16 protein-coding genes are annotated in these 20,745 nt (G+C 38.9%); 8 read left to right on the top strand and 8 right to left on the bottom strand.

Annotated features, from left to right (window positions below; all coding sequences use genetic code 11):
* The first annotated feature begins 281 nt into the window (after positions 1-281).
* On the top strand, positions 282-1,715 hold the full coding sequence (locus tag T489_RS14055) for an AI-2E family transporter (protein WP_051621738.1): 1,434 nt from the start codon (positions 282-284) through the stop codon (positions 1,713-1,715).
* Between the two features lie 125 nt (positions 1,716-1,840).
* On the opposite strand, the gene T489_RS0102970 is transcribed toward T489_RS14055, so the two are convergent.
* The gene (locus tag T489_RS0102970) at positions 1,841-2,608 is read right to left on the bottom strand and encodes a DnaA ATPase domain-containing protein (RefSeq protein WP_031578557.1); all 768 of its coding nucleotides are present in this window, start codon (positions 2,606-2,608) and stop codon (positions 1,841-1,843) included.
* Between the two features lie 361 nt (positions 2,609-2,969).
* Positions 2,970-4,331, bottom strand: coding sequence for a DUF2066 domain-containing protein (locus T489_RS0102975; protein WP_198020403.1), 1,362 nt, complete (start codon positions 4,329-4,331; stop codon positions 2,970-2,972).
* A gap of 540 nt (positions 4,332-4,871) precedes the next feature.
* On the opposite strand from T489_RS0102975, the gene purM reads away from it, so the two are divergent.
* A complete protein-coding gene (purM, locus tag T489_RS0102985) occupies positions 4,872-5,909 on the top strand; it encodes a phosphoribosylformylglycinamidine cyclo-ligase (RefSeq protein WP_031578559.1) in 1,038 nt (345 codons plus the stop codon).
* A 98-nt stretch (positions 5,910-6,007) separates the two neighbouring features.
* On the opposite strand, the gene lpcA is transcribed toward purM, so the two are convergent.
* Together lpcA and dnaQ are read right to left on the bottom strand one after the other, a co-directional pair.
* Entirely contained in the window at positions 6,008-6,595 is a 588-nt protein-coding gene (gene lpcA, locus T489_RS0102990) for a D-sedoheptulose 7-phosphate isomerase (RefSeq protein WP_031578560.1), read from the bottom strand.
* Positions 6,596-6,707: 112 nt separating this feature from the next.
* Positions 6,708-7,619, bottom strand: a complete 912-nt coding sequence (dnaQ, locus tag T489_RS0102995; protein WP_084155382.1) for a DNA polymerase III subunit epsilon — start codon at positions 7,617-7,619, stop codon at positions 6,708-6,710.
* A 541-nt stretch (positions 7,620-8,160) separates the two neighbouring features.
* Here dnaQ and rnhA point away from each other — a divergent pair.
* Complete coding sequence (rnhA, locus tag T489_RS0103000; RefSeq protein ID WP_051621739.1) at positions 8,161-8,655, top strand: ribonuclease HI; 495 nt, start codon at positions 8,161-8,163, stop codon at positions 8,653-8,655.
* Positions 8,561-10,312 carry a transglycosylase SLT domain-containing protein gene (locus T489_RS14060; RefSeq protein WP_084155383.1) on the top strand — a complete coding sequence of 584 codons (1,752 nt, stop codon included), beginning with the start codon at positions 8,561-8,563 and terminating at the stop codon, positions 10,310-10,312. Before rnhA ends, T489_RS14060 begins: the two co-directional genes overlap by 95 nt.
* 111 nt (positions 10,313-10,423) lie before the next feature.
* Here the strand turns inward: T489_RS14060 and ligA are convergent, their stop codons facing one another.
* Positions 10,424-12,736, bottom strand: coding sequence for an NAD-dependent DNA ligase LigA (gene ligA / locus T489_RS0103010; RefSeq protein ID WP_031578564.1), 2,313 nt, complete (start codon positions 12,734-12,736; stop codon positions 10,424-10,426).
* A gap of 84 nt (positions 12,737-12,820) precedes the next feature.
* Positions 12,821-13,726, bottom strand: coding sequence for a cell division protein ZipA C-terminal FtsZ-binding domain-containing protein (locus T489_RS0103015; protein WP_031578565.1), 906 nt, complete (start codon positions 13,724-13,726; stop codon positions 12,821-12,823).
* Between the two features lie 628 nt (positions 13,727-14,354).
* Here T489_RS0103015 and cysZ point away from each other — a divergent pair.
* On the top strand, positions 14,355-15,146 hold the full coding sequence (cysZ, locus tag T489_RS0103020) for a sulfate transporter CysZ (RefSeq protein WP_031578566.1): 792 nt from the start codon (positions 14,355-14,357) through the stop codon (positions 15,144-15,146).
* Positions 15,147-15,194: 48 nt separating this feature from the next.
* Here cysZ and T489_RS0103025 read toward each other — a convergent pair whose 3' ends face one another.
* Complete coding sequence (locus tag T489_RS0103025) at positions 15,195-16,010, bottom strand: hypothetical protein (protein WP_031578567.1); 816 nt, start codon at positions 16,008-16,010, stop codon at positions 15,195-15,197.
* Positions 16,011-16,032: 22 nt separating this feature from the next.
* Positions 16,033-17,520 (bottom strand): L,D-transpeptidase family protein, encoded by a 1,488-nt coding sequence (locus T489_RS14065; protein WP_051621741.1) that lies wholly within the window; start codon positions 17,518-17,520, stop codon positions 16,033-16,035.
* Between the two features lie 419 nt (positions 17,521-17,939).
* On the opposite strand from T489_RS14065, the gene ptsP reads away from it, so the two are divergent.
* The 3 genes from ptsP to T489_RS0103045 form a co-directional block, all read left to right on the top strand.
* On the top strand, positions 17,940-19,655 hold the full coding sequence (gene ptsP / locus T489_RS0103035; protein WP_031578569.1) for a phosphoenolpyruvate--protein phosphotransferase: 1,716 nt from the start codon (positions 17,940-17,942) through the stop codon (positions 19,653-19,655).
* A gap of 186 nt (positions 19,656-19,841) precedes the next feature.
* Positions 19,842-20,393: a PTS sugar transporter subunit IIA gene (locus tag T489_RS0103040; protein ID WP_051621742.1), complete on the top strand. Its 552-nt coding sequence runs from the start codon at positions 19,842-19,844 to the stop codon at positions 20,391-20,393.
* Between the two features lie 119 nt (positions 20,394-20,512).
* The coding region (locus tag T489_RS0103045; RefSeq protein WP_031578571.1) for a hypothetical protein at positions 20,513-20,745 on the top strand (233 nt) is incomplete at its 3' end.

Consider the following 20,745-nt stretch of genomic DNA (forward strand, 5'->3'; position numbering starts at 1 on the left):
TAATTTGCATATTTTTAGATATTATTTTCACGTTTTTAATCTTAAATGTGTAGTCATTTACGTACTTTTTTATTATTACTGATTAAATATTGAGTATAATACCTCGCGACACGGTGAATTATTTATAAATTAATCATACCAAACAGGCATCGATAAGAATCTATTTCCCCCTGATTTTAAATGCCTGTATCCTCATTTGTTAATTAAAAATAAGCCACATCGCTCAACTGTTAAAAATTTTTAGGAATAATACCATGATATCGTTTTTTAAAGATTGGTATATGAGAAACCTGTCTAATCCGGCAGCTATAATACTGATACTGCAGTTTATTACCGCATTCGTGATTCTGTACTTTTTCTCAAATGTATTCGGAACACTGGTGGCGGCACTGGTATTGGCATTCATGCTTGAAAGACCTGTAAGTTTTCTTATTAAACACGGAGCCTCAAGACTAGGAGCAACCATTCTGGTAATGCTGTGTTATATCGTATTCTTTATATGTCTGTTTGTAGCCGTAATACCACCAGCTGCCGAACAGCTGACAAGAATTTCCACAAGCATTAGTGAAACTCTTACAGAAATTTCAAATCATGGCGAGAATGCAAACATACAGGAAATTCTCAAAGAAAAGATCGTCATGTCTTCTAAGAATACATCTCCGGAATCAAATGATATTCAACGGAATAATCTGGAAACTGACACATTGGCTCATCAGAACGACCAGGCTTCTTCTGAAACAGAAATATCTGAAAATGCAGAAACCGCACTGACAGTTGAAGAGACCTCCCCTATCATCCAAAATTCAGATATTAACGCCAATAATGGATCTGTAGCTGTAAATGAGCCATCATCAGCACAGGAAGAGAAAAAATCAGGTTATGAACCAAAACGGATGAATGACGAAGACAAACAGGAAAGTACCGCAACAATAAGCTGGCTGTCCGCAAAACTACAGCAACTCACTGACAAGTTGCCTAAAGCCTATAAAGATCTCCTGTCCGATCAGCAGATGAAAGAATACGCCATTTCCTTTATGCGCACAGTCAAGGGATGGGTTACACCATTCATCACCACCAAAATCGCTCCGTTATTCATGGATATGCTGTCCTTCGTTGTGTACTTTATCATAGTACCGATTTTTGCCTTCTACATGCTTAAAGACAAGGATAAATTTCTCTCTCTATCAAAAAAATATCTTTGTTCTCATGAAGAGGTAACATCTTTCTGGGCAGAAATGAATATTCTTATTTCAAAGTACCTGAATGGTAAATGCATTCATGTGATTATCATTTTTCTGGTTAACTGGATCGCTTTCAGTATTTTGGGGCTTAACTATGGTCTGTTACTGGCTATAGGAGTCGGTTTAAGCGTGATTATTCCATATGTTGGTATGATTATTATTACAATACCTATTGTCATTATCGGTCTGATTCAGTTCGGTCTCAGTGGCGATATGGTATGGCTGATTGCAATATATACCATTATTCAGATTCTTGATGGTTATGTGCTGACACCTATGCTGTTCTCAGAAACACTAAATCTGGATCCGTTCTCAATTCTCGTAGCCATAGTTGTTTTTGGCGGTCTGCTTGGTTTCTGGGGGGTTGTTCTTGCAATACCGCTGGCAACATTCGTAAAAACAATATTTACCAAATGGCCGGTTAATCGAAAATATATAGAAAGCAAAAAGCTTGAAGCAAAAAGCATTTCGTAACAAACGACAAAAGCTCCGTCATCACTAATGCCGGAGCTTTCATTACATATGCTGAATACATATACAGAATTCTAATACGCTTCAATTATTCTTAAAAAATATAAATAGAAACAGTATAAAAGAAACTACATCATTTTCAGGTAATCACTAGTCGATTTTTGTTTTACAGACTTAACAATCTGTTCCACGAAAGTCTTGGTAATAACCCTCTTTTTCAGTGACGCGGCAAGAGAATCAATCAGATCAACAGCTTCGATACACTCACCAACATTTCCCAAACGATTGACAATAATATCAGCCAAGTCTTTGGACAAATCAGTGCCTCTGTTATTCTCACGCTGGATTAGAAGCTTAGGAAGGTCAGCAATTGACACCGGATGAATACTTAAGGTAACACCGCTTCCCAATCTTGTTATGAGGTCGTTTTTTTTGAATTTGGCCATTGTCGGGAAAGAGGATGCCACAACGATAAATATACCTTTCTTGTTGGCATGCCACCTGTTGTAAAGATTGAAAATCTCAGCTTCCCAATCATGAATTCCAGCTACCGAATCAATGTTATCCAGACAGATCACATCACAATCTTCTGCTCCCTGTAATATGGATACCGGAGCTGAATCAATATAATTTGCCAAATCCATGGCTATTGTAGAATAGCCATGATCCTGAGCTACTTTTATTGATGCGGTGAGAAGGTGACTCTTTCCACCGTTTTTCGGACCATACAGATATATGAAATGCTGACTTGACTCGAGATCTCCTGAAAGAGCTTCTTTAAGGTAATTATAAGAAATCCGATTAGAATCAGTGACATAGAAAGACTCAAATGTTCCCTCGTATTCACCGTATCCTATTCTTAACGGAATTTGCTTATACTCTCTATCGTAACTCAATCTCGTACAAACCTGTGTTTCACATAAATCAAACAGCGGCATGCAAAAAAACAATGCAAACCGCACGCTGATATGATAATAAACTCATACCTTCATATATTGTATTATTAATGTTGTTAACTTCTATATTTTTTTTCTTCTTTAACGATAAAAATTGCAAAAATTGTTGATTAATCTTCACTTTTAGGTCATTTGTAAAACTTATGTTAATTATTTTGATTAAAAATTAACTAACAAAAATACAGAGCACATCTATATTTAGATATATCATGCTACCACAGTAAACAAAGAATAAGTATCCAATATGATTACAAACTCATCAGGCAGCACGATCTGTCTTAAAATTCAATCAACAGCATGACTAAAGTACACCACCACCGGTTTTGTACTTTTTATTAGGATCCGGATAAGCATTACCACTCTTTCTGCGACCACGTTCTCCTCTCTGAGTTCTGTTATTCAGCTGGATTGGTGAAGAACCGTTTGATTCACCGGTCACCGCTGTCTCAGTATTTTCATTTGATGAAGTTGCTGTATTTACGGAACTTTCTGTTTCTTCATGAGTATTATTATCAGCATTCTGCATTCCCTCACCTGTGGAAGAAGTGCTCTTTGCCTTATTTTCATCAGGGATAACAATAATGTTCTTCACATTAATGTTGAAATAAAAGACCCCCGGTGCATATTCATCTGGTTCAAGAGCCTGAAAAACCGTCATCAGCTTTTCAGGATTGACATTTCTTACAGTAGAAAGAGAATATACAACGTCTCCACCTTTAACATCGACGACTTCAGCATCCTTAAAACCAGCTTTAAGGAAATTCTGCTTGATATCCATCATTACATCAAAGTCTGGTGTGTTTTTAATCAGAACAAGATAGTTTCCGTTAGGAGTCATTCCCAACTTGAGACCGCTTGTATCAGAATAACCGTCAAGATATGCGGAAACATCTCTTTCTGTTCCTCTTTCAGAGCTTATTTCGGTACCTGATGATTTCTTTGTACCTAAACTGGTTTTCAAATCATTGTAGAACTGATCAACCACCTCGCTTGCGGTACCTTCTGCAGTCTGCGAAAAAATTTTCTGGCCTGTAGCAACATCAATGAAATGATATGTTAACTGCAGTTTGCCGTTATTCCCTGTTAGCAAAGAGGCCACGGAAATACCACCTGTATACTTAGCGGAAGCTTTGGAAATCTTGTCGGCATTTCCGGACATTACGTCAGAAATCGTCACGGCCTCCATGTCATCAAGGTCATTCAATGGAAGAATGGCGTTTACTTTTTCCAGTCTTCCTCTGGCAATCAGAGCATCAACGAATCCGTCTCTCTCGCCGGAAACAACAATTCTGGCTTCCGTTTTGGTATCGACAGCACCTTCACCATCGACATAGTCAACCATGGTTCCTCTTGTTAACCATACAAGGAGAGGTTCTTTCAGGCCTGACCATACTGTTATTTTTCCACTGCTGATAAGATTTCTTACCGCAGAATCTGAAAAAGAAACTTCAAGAAGTCCGTCATCAGTAATAGTTTCATTGGATATAATACTGTCCACATTCACTTTTATGGCTGAAGGATCCGTACTTCCGTTACTGAGCGCGCTTATCATCTGATTGAATGCTTCACTGTGAGCCGAATCGAAATCCCCATCGAAAGGAACTCTGTATGTATACCCATTACCGGCAGCCAGACCGTAATTAAAAACTGAAGTACAAGCCAAAGTGACCAAAACCTTTAAAATACCACTGGACAAACTTTTGTTAAAAATCATATCTGTAATTCTTCCCAAAATATATTACCGTCTTCCTGTATTCCGGCAATTAATCTAATCTATGTTTTCTGAACCGCATTCCTATAGTCACAAAACGTCGACAGTAAATAAAACCATCCTTACAAGTATAAGAAAGACATGAATGTCAACAGTTCGATAGGCTCAGAATAATCCAACACATGCATATCATACACTCTATCCTGAATTCATAAATCAAAGAGGATGTAATGATTGATAAAACTTTGCGGTTAACCAAAATAAACAGTAAGAATAAGTATACACTTAAAACAGTAAAATGGCCTGTCTTGTTTAAACTGTTAAACAAATTGCCCATGCATATTTACAGATCTGTTGAGCTCAAGACATACAGGCATTCACAGCTGGCTAAAAAATATTTACCTTAAGCATTATTAAAAGTATGAAAAATGCATAAAAATTTGTTAGAATGTTCACAATTTATTTCGTTTAACACATGAGGCTTATCCAACAATGGACAATCAGAAATTAAGCTACAAAGATGCTGGCGTTGATATTGATGCAGGCAATGCTCTTGTTGATAACATCAAGAGTGTAGTTAAGAAAACCACCAGACCAGAAGTTATGGGTGGATTAGGCGGTTTCGGTGCTCTCTGCCGTATCCCAGCCAATTACAAGAAACCAATTCTCGTTTCAGGTACTGACGGTGTTGGCACCAAATTACGTCTGGCTATTGATTTCAAGAAGCATGACACCGTGGGTATTGACCTGGTTGCCATGAGTGTAAACGACCTTGTTGTTCAGGGTGCAGAACCTTTATTCTTCCTGGACTACTACGCAACCGGCAAATTAAACGTTGAAGATGCCACCAAGGTAGTTACCGGTATCGGTAAGGGATGCGAACTTGCAGGATGTTCATTAATCGGTGGTGAAACCGCAGAAATGCCTGGTATGTACCACGTACCTGATTACGACCTTGCAGGCTTTGCAGTGGGTGTTGTTGAAGAAGACGAAATAATTGACGGTTCTAAAGTAAAACCTGGTGACGCCATTGTTGCCATTGCTTCTTCAGGTCCGCATTCAAACGGTTACTCACTCGTAAGAAAGGTTCTCGAAGTATCTAAGGCTGATCCTGATCAGAAGATGTCTGACGGTCGTACTTTAATCGACACACTTCTCACTCCAACCCGTATCTATGTTAAGCCTATCCTTAACTTAATGAAGAGCTGCAAGATTCACGCTCTCGCTCATATTACCGGTGGCGGATTCTGGGAAAACATCCCTAGAGTACTTCCTGCAAACACCAAGGCTGTTTGCCGTGAAGACAGCTGGGAATGGCCGGAAGTATTCAAGTGGTTACAGAAAAACGGCAACATCGATACTCACGAAATGTATCGTACCTTCAACTGCGGTGTAGGCATGATTGTTGCTCTTGATAAGGCTGACGCTGAAAAGGCTGTTGAAATCTTAAATGCCAATGGCGAAAAGGCTTGGGTTATCGGCTCAATTGAAAATGCTGCCGATAATGAAGAACAGGTTGAAATTATCTAATATCCTGTTAATCAGATAGACCAAAAAACGGAACTTACAGTTCCGTTTTTTATTTTCTGTTAAATAAACAAATCTGTCGTCATATTGAAAGCGGGAGACTATAAACCAGCCTCCTTCATTTTACATTCAATAGCCTGAATCAGAATATGGATAATCTTAATATGAATCTCCTGAATTCTATCGGCGTAACCAAAATGAGGAACACGGATTTCAACATCAGCCATTCCGGCCAGTTTTCCTCCATCCTTTCCTGTAAGGACAACTGTTTTAATTCCCTTGGATTTTGCAGTTTCCACAGCTCTGATAATATTCTTGGAATTACCGCTTGTGGAAATACCTAAAAATACATCACCTTTGCGTCCAACGCCTTCAAGATATCTTGAAAAAACAAATTCATATCCAAAATCATTGGAAACACATGATAAATGACTCGGATCCGAAATTGCTATCGCACCGTATGCCGGACGGTTTTCACGATACCTTCCGGTTAGCTCTTCAGCAAAATGCATGGCATCACAATGACTTCCGCCATTACCTGCCGAAAGAATCTTTCCATCATTTTTCAGAGAATCAGCCATAATCTCAGCTGCAGCTTCAATTGCGGCGATGTTGTTATCATCTGAAAGAAATTTGTTCAGAACATCTGCAGCTTCCATAAGAGAAGCTTTTATATCATAACCGTTCATTGTCATCCTCAATATAAATACAACCGGCATGGACCGATTTAGAAACTATTTATAATTATCTACCGCCACATTTATACTTCTGACGGATACCTGTTTAACGTTTGCAGAGAAACTATTTCTTTCTTCTGCTTACCTGAGCCTGCTGAACTCGTTTATAAACATCGTACAGCTTGCTTCTTTTATCAAGCTCTTCAATAATAATATCAGACTTGGCTTCCTGATACTGCATATATTTGGCATCACCGAAGAAATTGGTACGAAGCGCAACCATGCAGTCAGCCTGAGACAGTTTACCTTTGAAAGCAGGAACTTCAATCTTTTTCAGTTTCATCTGATAAATAAAATCATCTCCCTCTTCATCAACTGACGGAAAAATCACAGGTATTTTTCTATCACCTAAAACAGCTACTCTGCTTACGTGCTGAGAGCTCCCTGATGTCTGAGATTTTGATGAATTAAACTCAAACTCGCCCTGACCACCGGTCATGGCCAGAAAAACCTCGGCAAGAATTTCAGCATCGAGCAGCGCGCCGTGAGATGTACGGGCGGAAGCATCAACATTTAGTTTTGAACACAGAGCATCCAGACTTATTCTCTGCCCGGGATATTTTTTTCTGGCTATATCGAGAGTATCAGTAACAGTACAGATGTTCTCTACTTTTATATTGTTGTTATTCAGTCTGAATTCATTGTCAATAAAACCCACGTCGAATTTTGCGTTATGAATTATCAGTTCTGATCCGGCAATAAAATCATAGAATTCCTGAAAAACTTCATGGAATCTCGGCTGAGTTGCCAGAAATTCATCAGAAATCTTATGAACCTTATACGCCTCTTCATCGACTGGTCTGTCAGGATTAATGTAGAGCTGTAATTTTTTTCCTGTAATTTTTCTTCCAATCATCTCTACACAGCCGATTTCAATAATACGATGATCACCGGGGGTTCCGTCATCGCATTTACCGGTGGTTTCTGTATCCAGCACCACCTTTCTTTGATTTTTTTCAGTATAAACTTCAGCCATTCACATTTTCCGCAAATTCAAATTACCACGAAGATTTAAGGCTAAAAAAGCTAAAAAAAGCAATTCAAATCACCCCTGTTGGTAATTTTTCTCTGTATATAAACTTAAATAAATTCTTTATTTGAAATACCTATTCTATCCAACTTTCCGTTTTATTCAAAGATTAAATTTAAGAATATTGCACTTGGTTAAACTATTTTTTGAACTGTATATCCATATAGGAATATTATTTATAGTATTTTTTAATTTTATACATATCCTTACATTTTAATTATATTTTTATATATACAAATCAATCTTAATCTATATTATATATATTCAGCTAAAATACTCTATTTTATTCAGACTTATTTCACTTTTTTCAGACATAAATTTAAATTATGAAAACACAAAATTTTCATCTCAAATTTTTAATCAGCAGATAATTTCTAAAAATATTTATTTTATATATTAAGCGCCATCAGCATATAAAGAATTTTGAGTTTTTACCATTTTGTGATATAATTTAAGAATACGTTGTTAATTTTTTTATAAAAAACGCATGGAAAACGTTAACACAAACCAGGAAACAAATAACAATAATTTAAAAGAAGTAACCATCTATACCGACGGTTCCTGTTTGGGAAATCCCGGAAAAGGAGGCTACTGCGCCATCCTTTTTTACAAGGAACATAAAAAGGTTCTTTCTGCAGGATATAAACTTACCACAAACAACAGAATGGAACTGCTTGCTGTAATTACAGCCCTTAACGCATTAAAAATGCCTTGCAGGGTAAACCTGTTTTCCGACAGTAAATATGTAATTGACGGCATAACCAAATGGATTGCTTCATGGAAAAAAAGAAACTGGAAGAACGTACAGAATGTTGATTTATGGAAGCAGTTATCCGAAATCACATCGAAGCACATGATAACATGGAACTGGGTGAAAGGACACGACAATGACATCTACAACAATGAATGTGATGAATTTGCCAGGAAGGCAGCACAGGGAGAAAATCTCCTGCAGGACGAAGGTTACAGAAATACTGTATAAAATCCTTCAGACTGTTACTGTATCCTTTATACTTGCTGGCTGCGTTACCAACAATCACAATCCTGAAGAGGCATTCCTTATTTCTCCTGAAAATGAGGCTGTCTCATCTGATCTCTGTCAGAGTCCATCCGAAGTTGAAATGAGTACAATCAATAACTATGCGGAAGAACTCATTCACAGTTATAACGTCCACTACAAGAATGAAGAGGATGCCCTCAAGGATGCCGGTAATACCAGTAGCCTGTGGGAATACGCCGTGTTCGACATGGGACTCGTGAATCCCAAGCATAAATACATAACCCAGCAGATCAATCAGGTTAAGAAAAAACAGAAATATTTCGAAAAACAGCTTGCCAACGGCCATCTGTACCTTTATCACATTGTTAATGAACTTAAAAGCAGGGATATGCCTCTTGAACTTGCGGTTATCCCGATTATCGAAAGTAACTTTAACCCATACGCTGTTTCTCCTGCCGGTGCAAAAGGCATCTGGCAGTTTGTTCCTATCACGGCAAGAAACTTCAAGTTAAGAGTTGATTCCACCTATGACATGCGCAGGGATGTTATTGCATCAACAGATGCCGCTCTGACTTATTTCAATTACCTTTATAAGATTTTCAATGACTGGAATCTTGCCATTGCCGCCTATAATTTAGGGGAAGGTACAGTATTAAAAGCCATAAAAATCAATAAGAGTAAAAACAGACCTACTGATTTATGGAGTCTTCCTCTGCCAAGATCCGGAGTTAATTACGTTGAAAAGCTTCATGCCTACACAGATCTTCTGCGTAATGCCAAGCACAACAATCTGAAATTTCCTGACATGCCATACAGACCGGTATTCAAGAAAACCCCTATCGCAGCCGGTACTACTTTAAAATCTCTGTCAGAAAAAACCGGAATTTCGATCGAAAGATTAAAAAAACTCAATCCAGGATTCTTGAATGAAAACAAACCTACCACTATGGTTAATTATGCGCTTCTGCCTATAAACAACATGGATTTACCTGAAAACTATTCTTTACAGAAAGTGACAAATCCACCAAAAGAATCATACAGAAAACACGCTATTGCCGCTAACATTAAGGCAGAGCAGAAGGCTTACGAACAGATGATGGCAAAAGCTGAGGAAGAACTTAGTAATGCGTCATCAATGAGTTGCAAAGACCAGTCTAACGCTTTGGTTCAGACTGCCATGAATAACAGAATACAGAAAGACAAACTGCCTAATTCTGATAAAACTCCTTCCATCCCTAAGGCAACAACAAATCGCATCAGTACTGCAAAAACGACCAAGAAAAGCAATACTAAAGTTGCCGCTGAAGGAACCAGAAAGAAACAGAAAACCGAGCTGGCTTCTGGCAAAAATTCCAAATCAACTGCCAGGACAGCGAACAAAGCCAACGGAAAGTCTACCACTGCAAAGGCATCAACAGCAAAAAAGAATACGACTAAAGTGACTTCAGCTGCCACCACAAAGAATTCAGCCTCTGCCAAAGTGACTACAGCAAAGTCATCTGCAGAAAAAAACAAAGCTTCGGCGAGCAGTAAAAAACAGGGAAATACAACTGCAGCGGCCAAGACCAAAAATGTGACCCTTAAAGGGAAAACCAATGATATTGCAAAGAGCAATGTTAAGTCAGGCTCAAAGAAATAAGTTTACATTTGTCTGAACAGACAACAGGCAGAATCGTTGCATCAGCATTTGAAGAACAAAAAAGCTTCCATAATCATATTATGGAAGCTTTTAAACTTTTCAAAAAACAGCTTACTTCTGCTCAAGTTCCTCAAGAATCTTCAGCAGTTCATCCTCATACATTATCTGAATTCCAAGTTTTGTAGCCTTATCCAGTTTTGAACCGGCAGCCTCTCCGGCTATAACCAAATGGGTTTTTGCTGAAACAGAACCTGAAACTGTTGCTCCGTAATTCTGCAAAACAGCCTTGAGCTCATCTCGCTTCATACTTGAAAGAGTACCTGTCAGAACGATAGTTTTCAGGTTAAACGGATTGTCTTTTATCTTTTCCAAATCAGCATCATCGGGCTTCACCCTCTGAGGTATCACTCCAGATCCGCCAAGAAGCTGTGACTTCAAAAGATCATCAATAATAATCTGATTGTGCTTTTCCCTGAAAAAATTAACTATGTGTCTCGCGCTTACTTCCCCTATATCCTTGATGGCAAGAAGTCTGTCAACATCAGCAGCCATGAGTTCATAAATGTTTTCAAACTCTCTTGCTAATGACATAGCCGTATTTTCACCCACCTCACGAATACCAAGGGCGTAGATAAAACGATTGAGAGGTCTGGTTCTGCTGGCTTCAATGCTTGCCATAATTTTGACGGCAACTTTTTCTCCAATGATTTTACTCTTCTTGGATCTTTTAGACCTGGATTCTCCGATACCATCTGAATCAGGAGCCTCTTTGGCAACGGAATTTGAGACCGCATCCTTATTGATGGAATCAAACATATCAAACATGCCGGTATCATCTGGTGGTGTATCATCACCTTTGCTTCCGCGAGGACTGTTCTTCCGAGTATCTTCAGAATCATCTCCATCAGTCTCTGTATTAACCTGAAGGTCATCATCTGTTTTCTGACAGACATTTTTTATATCTTCTACGGAAAGATGATATAAATCATGAACAGCATTCACCAGTCCGGAATCTATCATTGCCTCAATATTTTTATCGCCAAGTCCTCTTATATCCATTGCCTTGTTGGAAACAAAATGACAGATTGATTCTTTTAACTGGGCTTTGCATGAAAGTCCGCCGGTGCAGCGAATAACCGCTTCATCAGGCATTCTTTCCAGTGCACTGCCGCAAATCGGACATACTGAAGGAAATTCAATATCAATCTCTTTTCCGGTTCTGGCTTCAGTTACGACTCTCATTACCTGAGGGATTACGTCACCAGCTCTTCTGATGACCACACGATCGTAAATCTTCACCCCCAGTCTTTCAATTTCATCGAAATTATGCAAAGTTGCATTGCTCACGGTTACACCTGCCACCTGTACTGGTTCAAGTCTTGCAACCGGTGTTATCGCACCTGTTCTCCCCACCTGAAAATCAACTGCATTAAGAGTAGTGATCTGTTCCTGAGCAGGAAACTTATGTGCTATGGCAAATCTTGGAGCTCTGGAAACAAAGCCCAGTACATCCCAAAGCTTAGTACTGTTAACCTTGTAAACAATTCCGTCTATATCATAATCCAGACTCATACGTCTGTTGTGCATATCTGAAAAATAATCGCGCAAAAAAGCCAGCCCCCTGCCGAATTTAATTTCCTTATTCACAGGAAGCCCCAGAGAAGCCACATACATCAGACGATCATAATGATTATCAGGGAGATCCGCCCCCTCACACTCTGTTACAAAATACGCATTAAATGTCAGTTTGCGTTTTGCTGTTTCTGCAGGATCCAGCTGACGCAGTGCCCCTGCGGCAGCATTTCGGGGATTTGCATAGAGCTTTGCATTTATGCCGTCTCTTTTTCTGAAAAATTCATTGGCTGCCTCAAAATCCCTGTGAAGCATAAATACTTCGCCACGCACTTCAAGATAAGAAGGAATCTTGTCACCTTTCAAAGAAAGAGGAATGTTTTTAATGGTTTTAGCCTGAGCAGTTACATTTTCTCCGATACGACCATTTCCTCTGGTAGCCGCTGTTACGAGAACTCCGTTCTTATATATGAGACTGAGAGCCAGACCGTCAAGCTTTGGTTCTGCACAGAATTCAATCTCCTGCTCAGCCTTTGACAGACCATTAGCCACCTTTTCAACAAAGACACTCAGTTCTTCATCATTAAAAACATTATCCAAAGACAGCATTGGAATTTTATGCTCAAACTTTTCCAAATCGGCTTTACCGCTTCCGCCGACTCTGTGAGTCGGGGAGTCTGGAAGAACTGAGTCTGGATAAGCCTTTTCCAATTCTTTGAGTCGTCTGTACAGTCTGTCGTATTCTGCATCGGGAACTGACGGATTATCCTGATTGTAATATTCATCAGCATATCTGTTAAGAAGGGGAACCAACTCCTTCATCTCATGCAAATCTTCAGTACGTGTTGTCATAGCAGTCTTTGATCCGTATTAATAAGAAAAAATATGGCAGTTATCTGCCATATTTTTAATGAAATGAATTACTAAGGACAGATACTACTTCAATCTGTCATATGCAGCCAGCACTTCTCTATGATGAAGTACAAATGACTCACCTATGGCTCTCTTGTTATTATCGATCATTTCACCATCAATCTGGTGTGCGAAACGATAGGCAAAAGAAGCCATCTGCAGGTAGGCATCTTCAGCAAATCCTCTTTCAGGAAGAGGCATAAACAGACAGAGTACCTCATAACTGACTGATTCCTGATAACTCTTGGCAAAACCGTATGGATCCTTACCGCCACACACACGGAAAACCTCATTATTAGGATTATTCTTGTCAAAAAAATAATAAATGTCATGTTCTCCCAGAACAAGGCCACAGTTCTCACAAATCTTAACGGCTGTAGTAGCACTGATAGGCTGCCCGTCCTTTCTGCGCACATTTATCTGATACACAGACAACGGTTCCATATCATTTTCCGCATTCTTACCGTCCTTCTTACTGCCGGTAAACAAACCGCAAAACTTCTTCCACCAACTTGAAACTACGGAATTATTATCTGACATATCATTATCAACCTCTTGTTTTGTATCTGACTCAGCTTTCTGGTCAGCCGGTGAATCAACAGCTTCCATGCTATTGATATTCTGCTGTTCGTTTTCAAAAGAATCTTCTTTCTGATTCATGTCCGCATCATCTTTTGAAAGTACCACATCCTCAGCATTATCAATAAATTCCTTGTTATCAACATTGATAACATCTTTATCAATAATCTTTACGGAGCCCTGAACCTGCCCCATGTCATTTGATGTTGGAGTCTTGGCTTTTGCATTACTTTCAGCCATTCTGTCACGTACCAACGGACGTCTGTCTACTCTGCCCATTACGAAACCGTGAACAATAAAAGCAACTATAGCCAGCGCTCCCAATATAATGACTAAAACCTGCAAATCCATGGAAATCCCATCCTAAATACTACAAACAGACAATCGAAACATGACTGGGTAATTATAAATAAAAAATGCTCGATCTGCTCAAAAATCCCAAAACACTCTCATCATTTTAGACAAAATAGTTACAATATAGCTTTTTTTTGCCTATTTTTATTCATTACATCACTATTTATCCGTTTCCAGAATTAAACCAGCAGAATTTCTGCTCAAAACTGAATCATAAACACTGCCCAGGCATTCTTACATTTACGGGTATATGGTATCACGTTTAAGGATGCTAATCTAAATATTATCAGTGAGCAAGACAACAAAATTACAAACTGTTCTCCATACTGTATTCAACATATTTCATTAATTGATGAAGGCAGTTCTTCTATGAAGAAAAGCAACATTAAAATTTATCATGCTTTCATCATCCCATGAAAACGCATTTTTACGTAGTTTACAACATTTTTACTTATTTAAAACAGTTAATCTTGCAACTAATCAAATCCTTCAGCCACGAAAGTAGCTGCAATCAAAAATCATGTCATCAATACCTGCAAATATTTTATATGAGTTCTCATAAAATAATGCGGTATAATGCCTGATATTTAAAGAACGGATTCACTCCTATTCGAGACCTAAATCAATGAGAGAACAGTCTAATCAGAATTCTTTTATCCTTGGATTCAAATATTTTATTAAGGGATTCAGTCTGAGTACCGGGAAAGGAATGAAAAGGTATACTTTTCTACCTATAGTCATCAACACCATTCTCATGATCATAGGGTACTACTTCATCTTTAAGTATTCTTTTGATTATACCGGCCACCTCATCAGTTCCATCACACCAGACTGGCTTCACTGGATTCGTTTTATTCTATATCCGGTGATTTTTGTAGCAGTGATTCTGTTGTCTTTTTTTATGTTCACTACAATAACACTGGTAATAGGTGCCCCTTTTTACAGTATTCTTGCCGAAAAAACGGAAAGTATCCTGCTGAACATCCCCACTCCGGACATTCCCATTAGTCAGACATTAAAGGAAACTCCTGCAATGATATGGCGTGAACTGGCAAAGTTTGTCTATAGAATACCTATTATGCTGCTTAATCTGGTTATGCTTTTTGTTCCCGTTATAGGCCAGATAGTCATCGCGGTTACAGGTGGGTGGTGTTATGCTCTGGACTTTACAAGCTATGGTTTTGAAAACAATCATATACCGCTGAAAGCTACGTATCCAGCCCTGAAAAGATACCGAAAAACATGTCTAATTTTTGGAATCTGCGTGTGGTTATCTCTGCTCATACCTTTTTTGAATCTGTTTATCATTCCTGCCGCAGTATGTGGAGGCACTGCTCTATGGGTTGATATACTGAGACCGAACTTTGCAGAAAAAATAAAAAACAATAATGTGGCTCACAACACTGATTCACATTAAATTAAGTAAAAAGCTCCTGATAGAACATCAGGAGCCTGAATTTTCCGGTTAGTCTTCCGAATTTTCAAGGTGCCTTATTACGGCATTCAGTTCATTATCAGAAAATCCCAACGCCTCCGCCACAATCAGAAGTCTGCTGTAGGTTTCTCCTGCCGGAGGGCGTCTATCTTCTCTTACTCCGCCAATCAACAGACACAGGCAGCCGATTCTGACGTTATTGTAACGCTGAATATCACTTTCAAAAGATTTTGAAAGAAAACCGCAAACAATACCTATCTCAGATTCAGGAACCTTATCCAGCTCAAAACCATGAACAAAATCACCATAAAAGTCAGATGTTACGTCTCCTACTTCAGAAATCACCGTATTTGCGTACTCTTTCTGTCTTGAGGTCATTTCCCCGTCTGCAGCAGCTATCCAGCCAATCAGAGTCATTAATGATCTGGTGTATTCATGTTTTGCCGAACGACCAGTATCCATTCTGCTTATCAGAAGATCCAGTTCATCCTTTTCCAGTCCGAAGGAGGCGGCAATTCCATAAAGTTTTTCACGGGAAAAGACAGTAATTCTATCAGCCAGAAGAACCGTAATCAGAAGACTCAATACCTTGAGATAATTATCAATCTCCGTTCCATAGGCATTTTTCAGTGTTTTAATATCCCTGTCAGTTTTATACCCTTTCCTGACACCTTCCTTGAATCCATGAATCAGCAGTGTCATGCTGTTTGAATCCATATAGCTGTTAATAATATTTCTTATACAGGTAACGACCTGTTCGGAAACACCGCCTTGTTCATCGCAGGATACAAAACCGGCCAATCTCAGGACGGAATAATCACATTCCAGAATTTTTGTCTTATCCATGGAGTTCATTCTGCTTCGACCTCTATTTCAGTGACTGAAGTAAATCAGGTGGCAACCTGTCATCGAGAGAATCAATCTGATAAATATCAGGAAGATAATACACCTGACCGTTTTCACCGATGTACGACGTCCAGTATGCAAGGTAAATAGGAACCTTTCTGCTCAATTTAAGCCATGTTGTTTTGGCAGACTCGATAATTTTATCGACTCTTTCAGGCTTAAGATCGTCTTTTAACAGATACTTTGCCAGTTCATCTGATTTCTGAACTCTTACACATCCTGAACTGTACATTCTGGATGCTCCTCTAAACTTTCCAGGACTGTTTGTGGAGTGAAGATAAATACTGTCACTGTTCGGAAAATTAAATTTGTACAACCCCATGGCATTACCGGTACCTGGCTTCTGAACTATTCTGAATTTCTTGATTCCTGAAGGAGTTAAATCTTCAGCCGTAAGTGTGTTCGGGTCTATCTCATAACCTGAGTAATACATTGTCAGCCCTTTTTTTGTCAGATATTCCCTATCCTTACGTAATTTAGGCAAATAATCTTTTTCTGAAATGGTACTTGGGGCCGTCCATGTAGGATTCAGAACGACATTGTCAATAAGACTTTTAAGTCTTGGGGTCTGACGATCAAATCTGCCGACAACAACCTTGCTTTCCAGAACACTCTTATTTGAGTAATAAACGTTAAGCTCCATCTTTGGTATGTTAACAAAGACGTACTCAGGGGATCTGTACAATTCCCTATCACTCATACGTATTATTGTTCGGGCAATACTGACTGCTTTGGATTCATGTGTTTTAAATATCAGATCGTACGACAGCTTACCTACTATACCATCAGCCTTGAGCCCTTTGTCTTCCTGAAATTTCTTCACAGCCTCTGTCAATTCAAAATCAAAATCACCATTAATAGGGCTGTACACATCAAGATACCCCAGTTTCTGAAGAGCGATTTTCAGTGCATCCACCTCTTTTCCTGAACTGCCTTCCTTCAGCATTCTGAAAGGATACGGAGCCACCTCTGATGCTGTGCTTCTTAACTGTTCAATCATCTCATGACGATACGAAAGATAGTTCGGTATCTCAGGTCTAAGATTTCTCAAAATATGTTCAAGTGAACCGTTTCTGATACTTTCCTCATAAAAATCGACTTCTTTAGTAGTGAACTGCTGTTCATGCTTTCTGAAGTGAAAATTCTGAATATCCTCCCAGCTCATTGAACGGATACTGTTTCTGAAATTTCTAACCATTAGATAACTAATGGCCAGTTCTGTTCCGTAGTCAGGTGTTCCCACACTCTGTCTCATGCGCATATACTGACGATAGTAACTCTTGTCAAAATTGGCGACAGCCAGTTCCAGTAACTGAAAGTGTATTTCTTTTTGAAGATTTGTTGACGGCAGCGTCACTTCATTAGCACTGGCGCCTGTTACACTGATAAGAAACACACATGCAACCAAAAAGATGAATTTAATTCTGTTCATTATTTTAACTGTTAACATTCTGTATCTACCGCTTTCACTGAGGCGGTTTTTATAAGAATATCCGACGAGATTATTTAAAAATCCGCAACTAATACGTACACGCAACGTTATATTATATCAGAGGATAAAAACTTAACCTAATTTTTAGCTGTTTTTGTGGCCTTGCCCCCCCAAATTAACAACGTGCATTCTACAATACGTGCCTTTCACGTTCTCATTATCTGAATCCTTAATTTAAAACATGATTTTTGTTAAATTATTCTGATATTTTTCCATTCAGATTAGCGTAAAGATTTATAATCTGACTATTAGCTTTAACAAGACTTTTTTCATTATTGAAATGAAATGTCTATCACCATCTTTTAAACCCCTTTCTTTAGTCATATAATGACAGCCTACTCGCTATAGAGTCAGAAAGAATCAATAGAGGTGCTACTGTGCAAGAAGGATTTGTTATAACTGAAGGTGTTGCTTGTGCACCAGCTGTTATTTTCAAAAATGACCCGCCGATGGTCAATATAGTGCATATAGCACCAGAAGACGTAGAAAAAGAAATCGAACTTTACCATACCACACTTGAACGTACCCATCGTCTTTTTCTGGATGAAAAAAACAATGTTCAGTCCGTTATGGCAAAAGAATTTCTTGATGTAGCAATTCTGTATCTGACAGACAATTATGTAAAAAAACTTATTGAGGATCGCATACGCAACGAGCTGTGCAACGCTGAATCAGCAGTGATGCGCTGTTATCACGACTATATCAATGAACTGATTAGTCTTAACGATCCTTTCGTCATGCACAACGAGTTCGAGATTCATAATCTGGCTGAAACACTTATTCTTGAGTTAAGAAAAAAGAAGGTGGTTCTTCCCGAAATCAGCGAAGATTCCATTCTGGTATGCAATAACATAACACCTGCTCAGTTTCTTACCATGAATACCAGTCATATCAAGGGGATTCTTCTGGAAGACGGAAATACCCAGAGTCATCTTGCCATAGTCCTTAGAAGCACCAAAATACCGGCCATATTCAACGTATCGAATGCAACAAAACTTATTGCACCAGGAACCAACGTACTGGTAGATGCTTATGCCAACAGAGTTTATCTGGATCCTTTGGATGAACTGATATGGCAGGCCAACAAAAACGCGCAGAAGTACCATAAGACTGACAGCAGCAGAGTGGATGTAATCAAACCACTCATGGCTCAGTACAAAACCTCATCTGACGGGGAACGAATGCGCATACTCGCCAACATCAATTCCGTTTCAGAGATTAATAAACTCACCTGTCTGCCAAGTTCAGGCATCGGTTTATTCAGAACAGAATTTCTGTTTATGAACTGCAGTCAGGAACCGGATGAAGAACAGCAGTACCTTGTTTATAAAAAAATCATGGACATGCTGCCAAGCAACTACGAAATCACATTCAGAACATTTGATTTTAACGCAGATAAGCTTCCTCTGTACATGAGCATGTCATCAGCTTTCAACGTTGATACAAATCAGCATCACCGAAACACACTGGTAAAACAGCTCAGGGCAATCCTGCGAGCCTCAGCTCAGAGACAGATTCGAATCATGTTTCCTATGGTGGCCGGATATGAAGAAACCATGGAACTTATTGATCTCTTCAACACCGTAAAACAGAACCTTACCGCTCAGGGATATGATACAGGAAGAATTAAAACAGGAATCATGATCGAAACTCCTGCTGGAGCCCTGATGTCTGACGCTCTTGCCCCTCTGGTGGATTTTTTCTCCATAGGAACCAATGATCTGACTCAGTATACGGAAGCATGCAGCAGAGAAGCGGCAACACACAGAAACGATGAATTAACACCTGCCGTACTGAAACTTATATATCTTACTGTTCAGAATGCACGAAAACACCGCATTCCCGTGTGCATATGCGGAGAACTTGTTCACAACCTCAATTATCTCGCTTTATTCATCAGCATCGGGTTAAGGGACTTTAGTGTGGCTCCGTTCTACCTCAACAAACTTCTGGAAAAAATTCATGAACTTGAAGTAAGAATTGATCTCAATCTTGCTACCAAAATCAATGCAGTTCGCACAAAACAGGAAATTATAGAACTCAATAAAAGCCTCATTGTCCAGAATTTCGGACACTCCGGAATGATTGACTGACAATTTTTCCTGACTGATACCTTTTCAGTACGCACTAAAGCTGAAACATTTTGTGATTAATTCACAAAGTCAGAGAATTAATTTAAGTAAATATTTACCTTAAAAAATGTTATGATATTATCAGCGCTTGACATGTTTAAAGTATTAATGTTTTCACTTTACGACCTTCTATAAGGATTATATATAATGTGGTTTAATTTCAAATTATCCAAAGAAGACGAAAACGATGCTGATTTAACCTTACTGGCACCAATATCAGGTACTGCAATTCCCATTGAAGATGTGCCTGATGTGGTCTTTTCTGAAAAGATTGTTGGAGACGGTATTGCCATCAAACCTACAAGCAATAAGGTTGTTGCTCCGTGTGACTGTGTTGTTGAATCAATTTTTAAAACCAAACATGCACTGATACTGAAGACAATTCCGTATGACCTTCTCCTGTTTATTCATATAGGTATTGATACCGTAGATCTTGGCAGCAATGAAATCTTCTCACCTGTCGTAAAGGAAGGTGACATCATAAAAGCAGGTGAATCAATTATGGATTTCAATCTGGAACTGTTGCAAAAGCGACTCAAATCCACTATTTCACCTATTCTCATTTCTGCGAACTCATTACCTAATCTGATTTCATTAGAAAAAATGACAGAAAGGTGCACACACGGAAGCACACCAATCATGAAGATTCGCATTAAAAATAATAATGAAAACGCCAAAGAGGATCAGCCTCAGCGTTAGAAAGAATACGTAAACTGTAAAAGGCATGATATTTAATAGTAAGCGTGTACGCAACAAGGGTTATTCATTTTTCAAAAACAACGCTTTAAGATGTCACCGTATTTTACGGAGATAATCTTATGACTAAAACACATCCAAGGCATCAGCTGTGGCTGAATCAGTATTATGAACAGCAGAGCAGCGGTCTGAGCACCACTCGGTGGACTTCAGAACAGGGAATATCGTATAAGACTTATTTGAAAAGAATCAGCAGATTGAGAGAACTCGGTCTTATCAGTGGTGGTTCCGGTAAATGTAAAGAGCCGTCAGCTGATGATACCACTGAAAGCAGTTCATTTTTCATGATTGAAGT

It is taken from the genome of Ruminobacter sp. RM87 (genome assembly GCF_000701925.1).
Lineage (GTDB): Bacteria > Pseudomonadota > Gammaproteobacteria > Enterobacterales > Succinivibrionaceae > Ruminobacter > Ruminobacter amylophilus.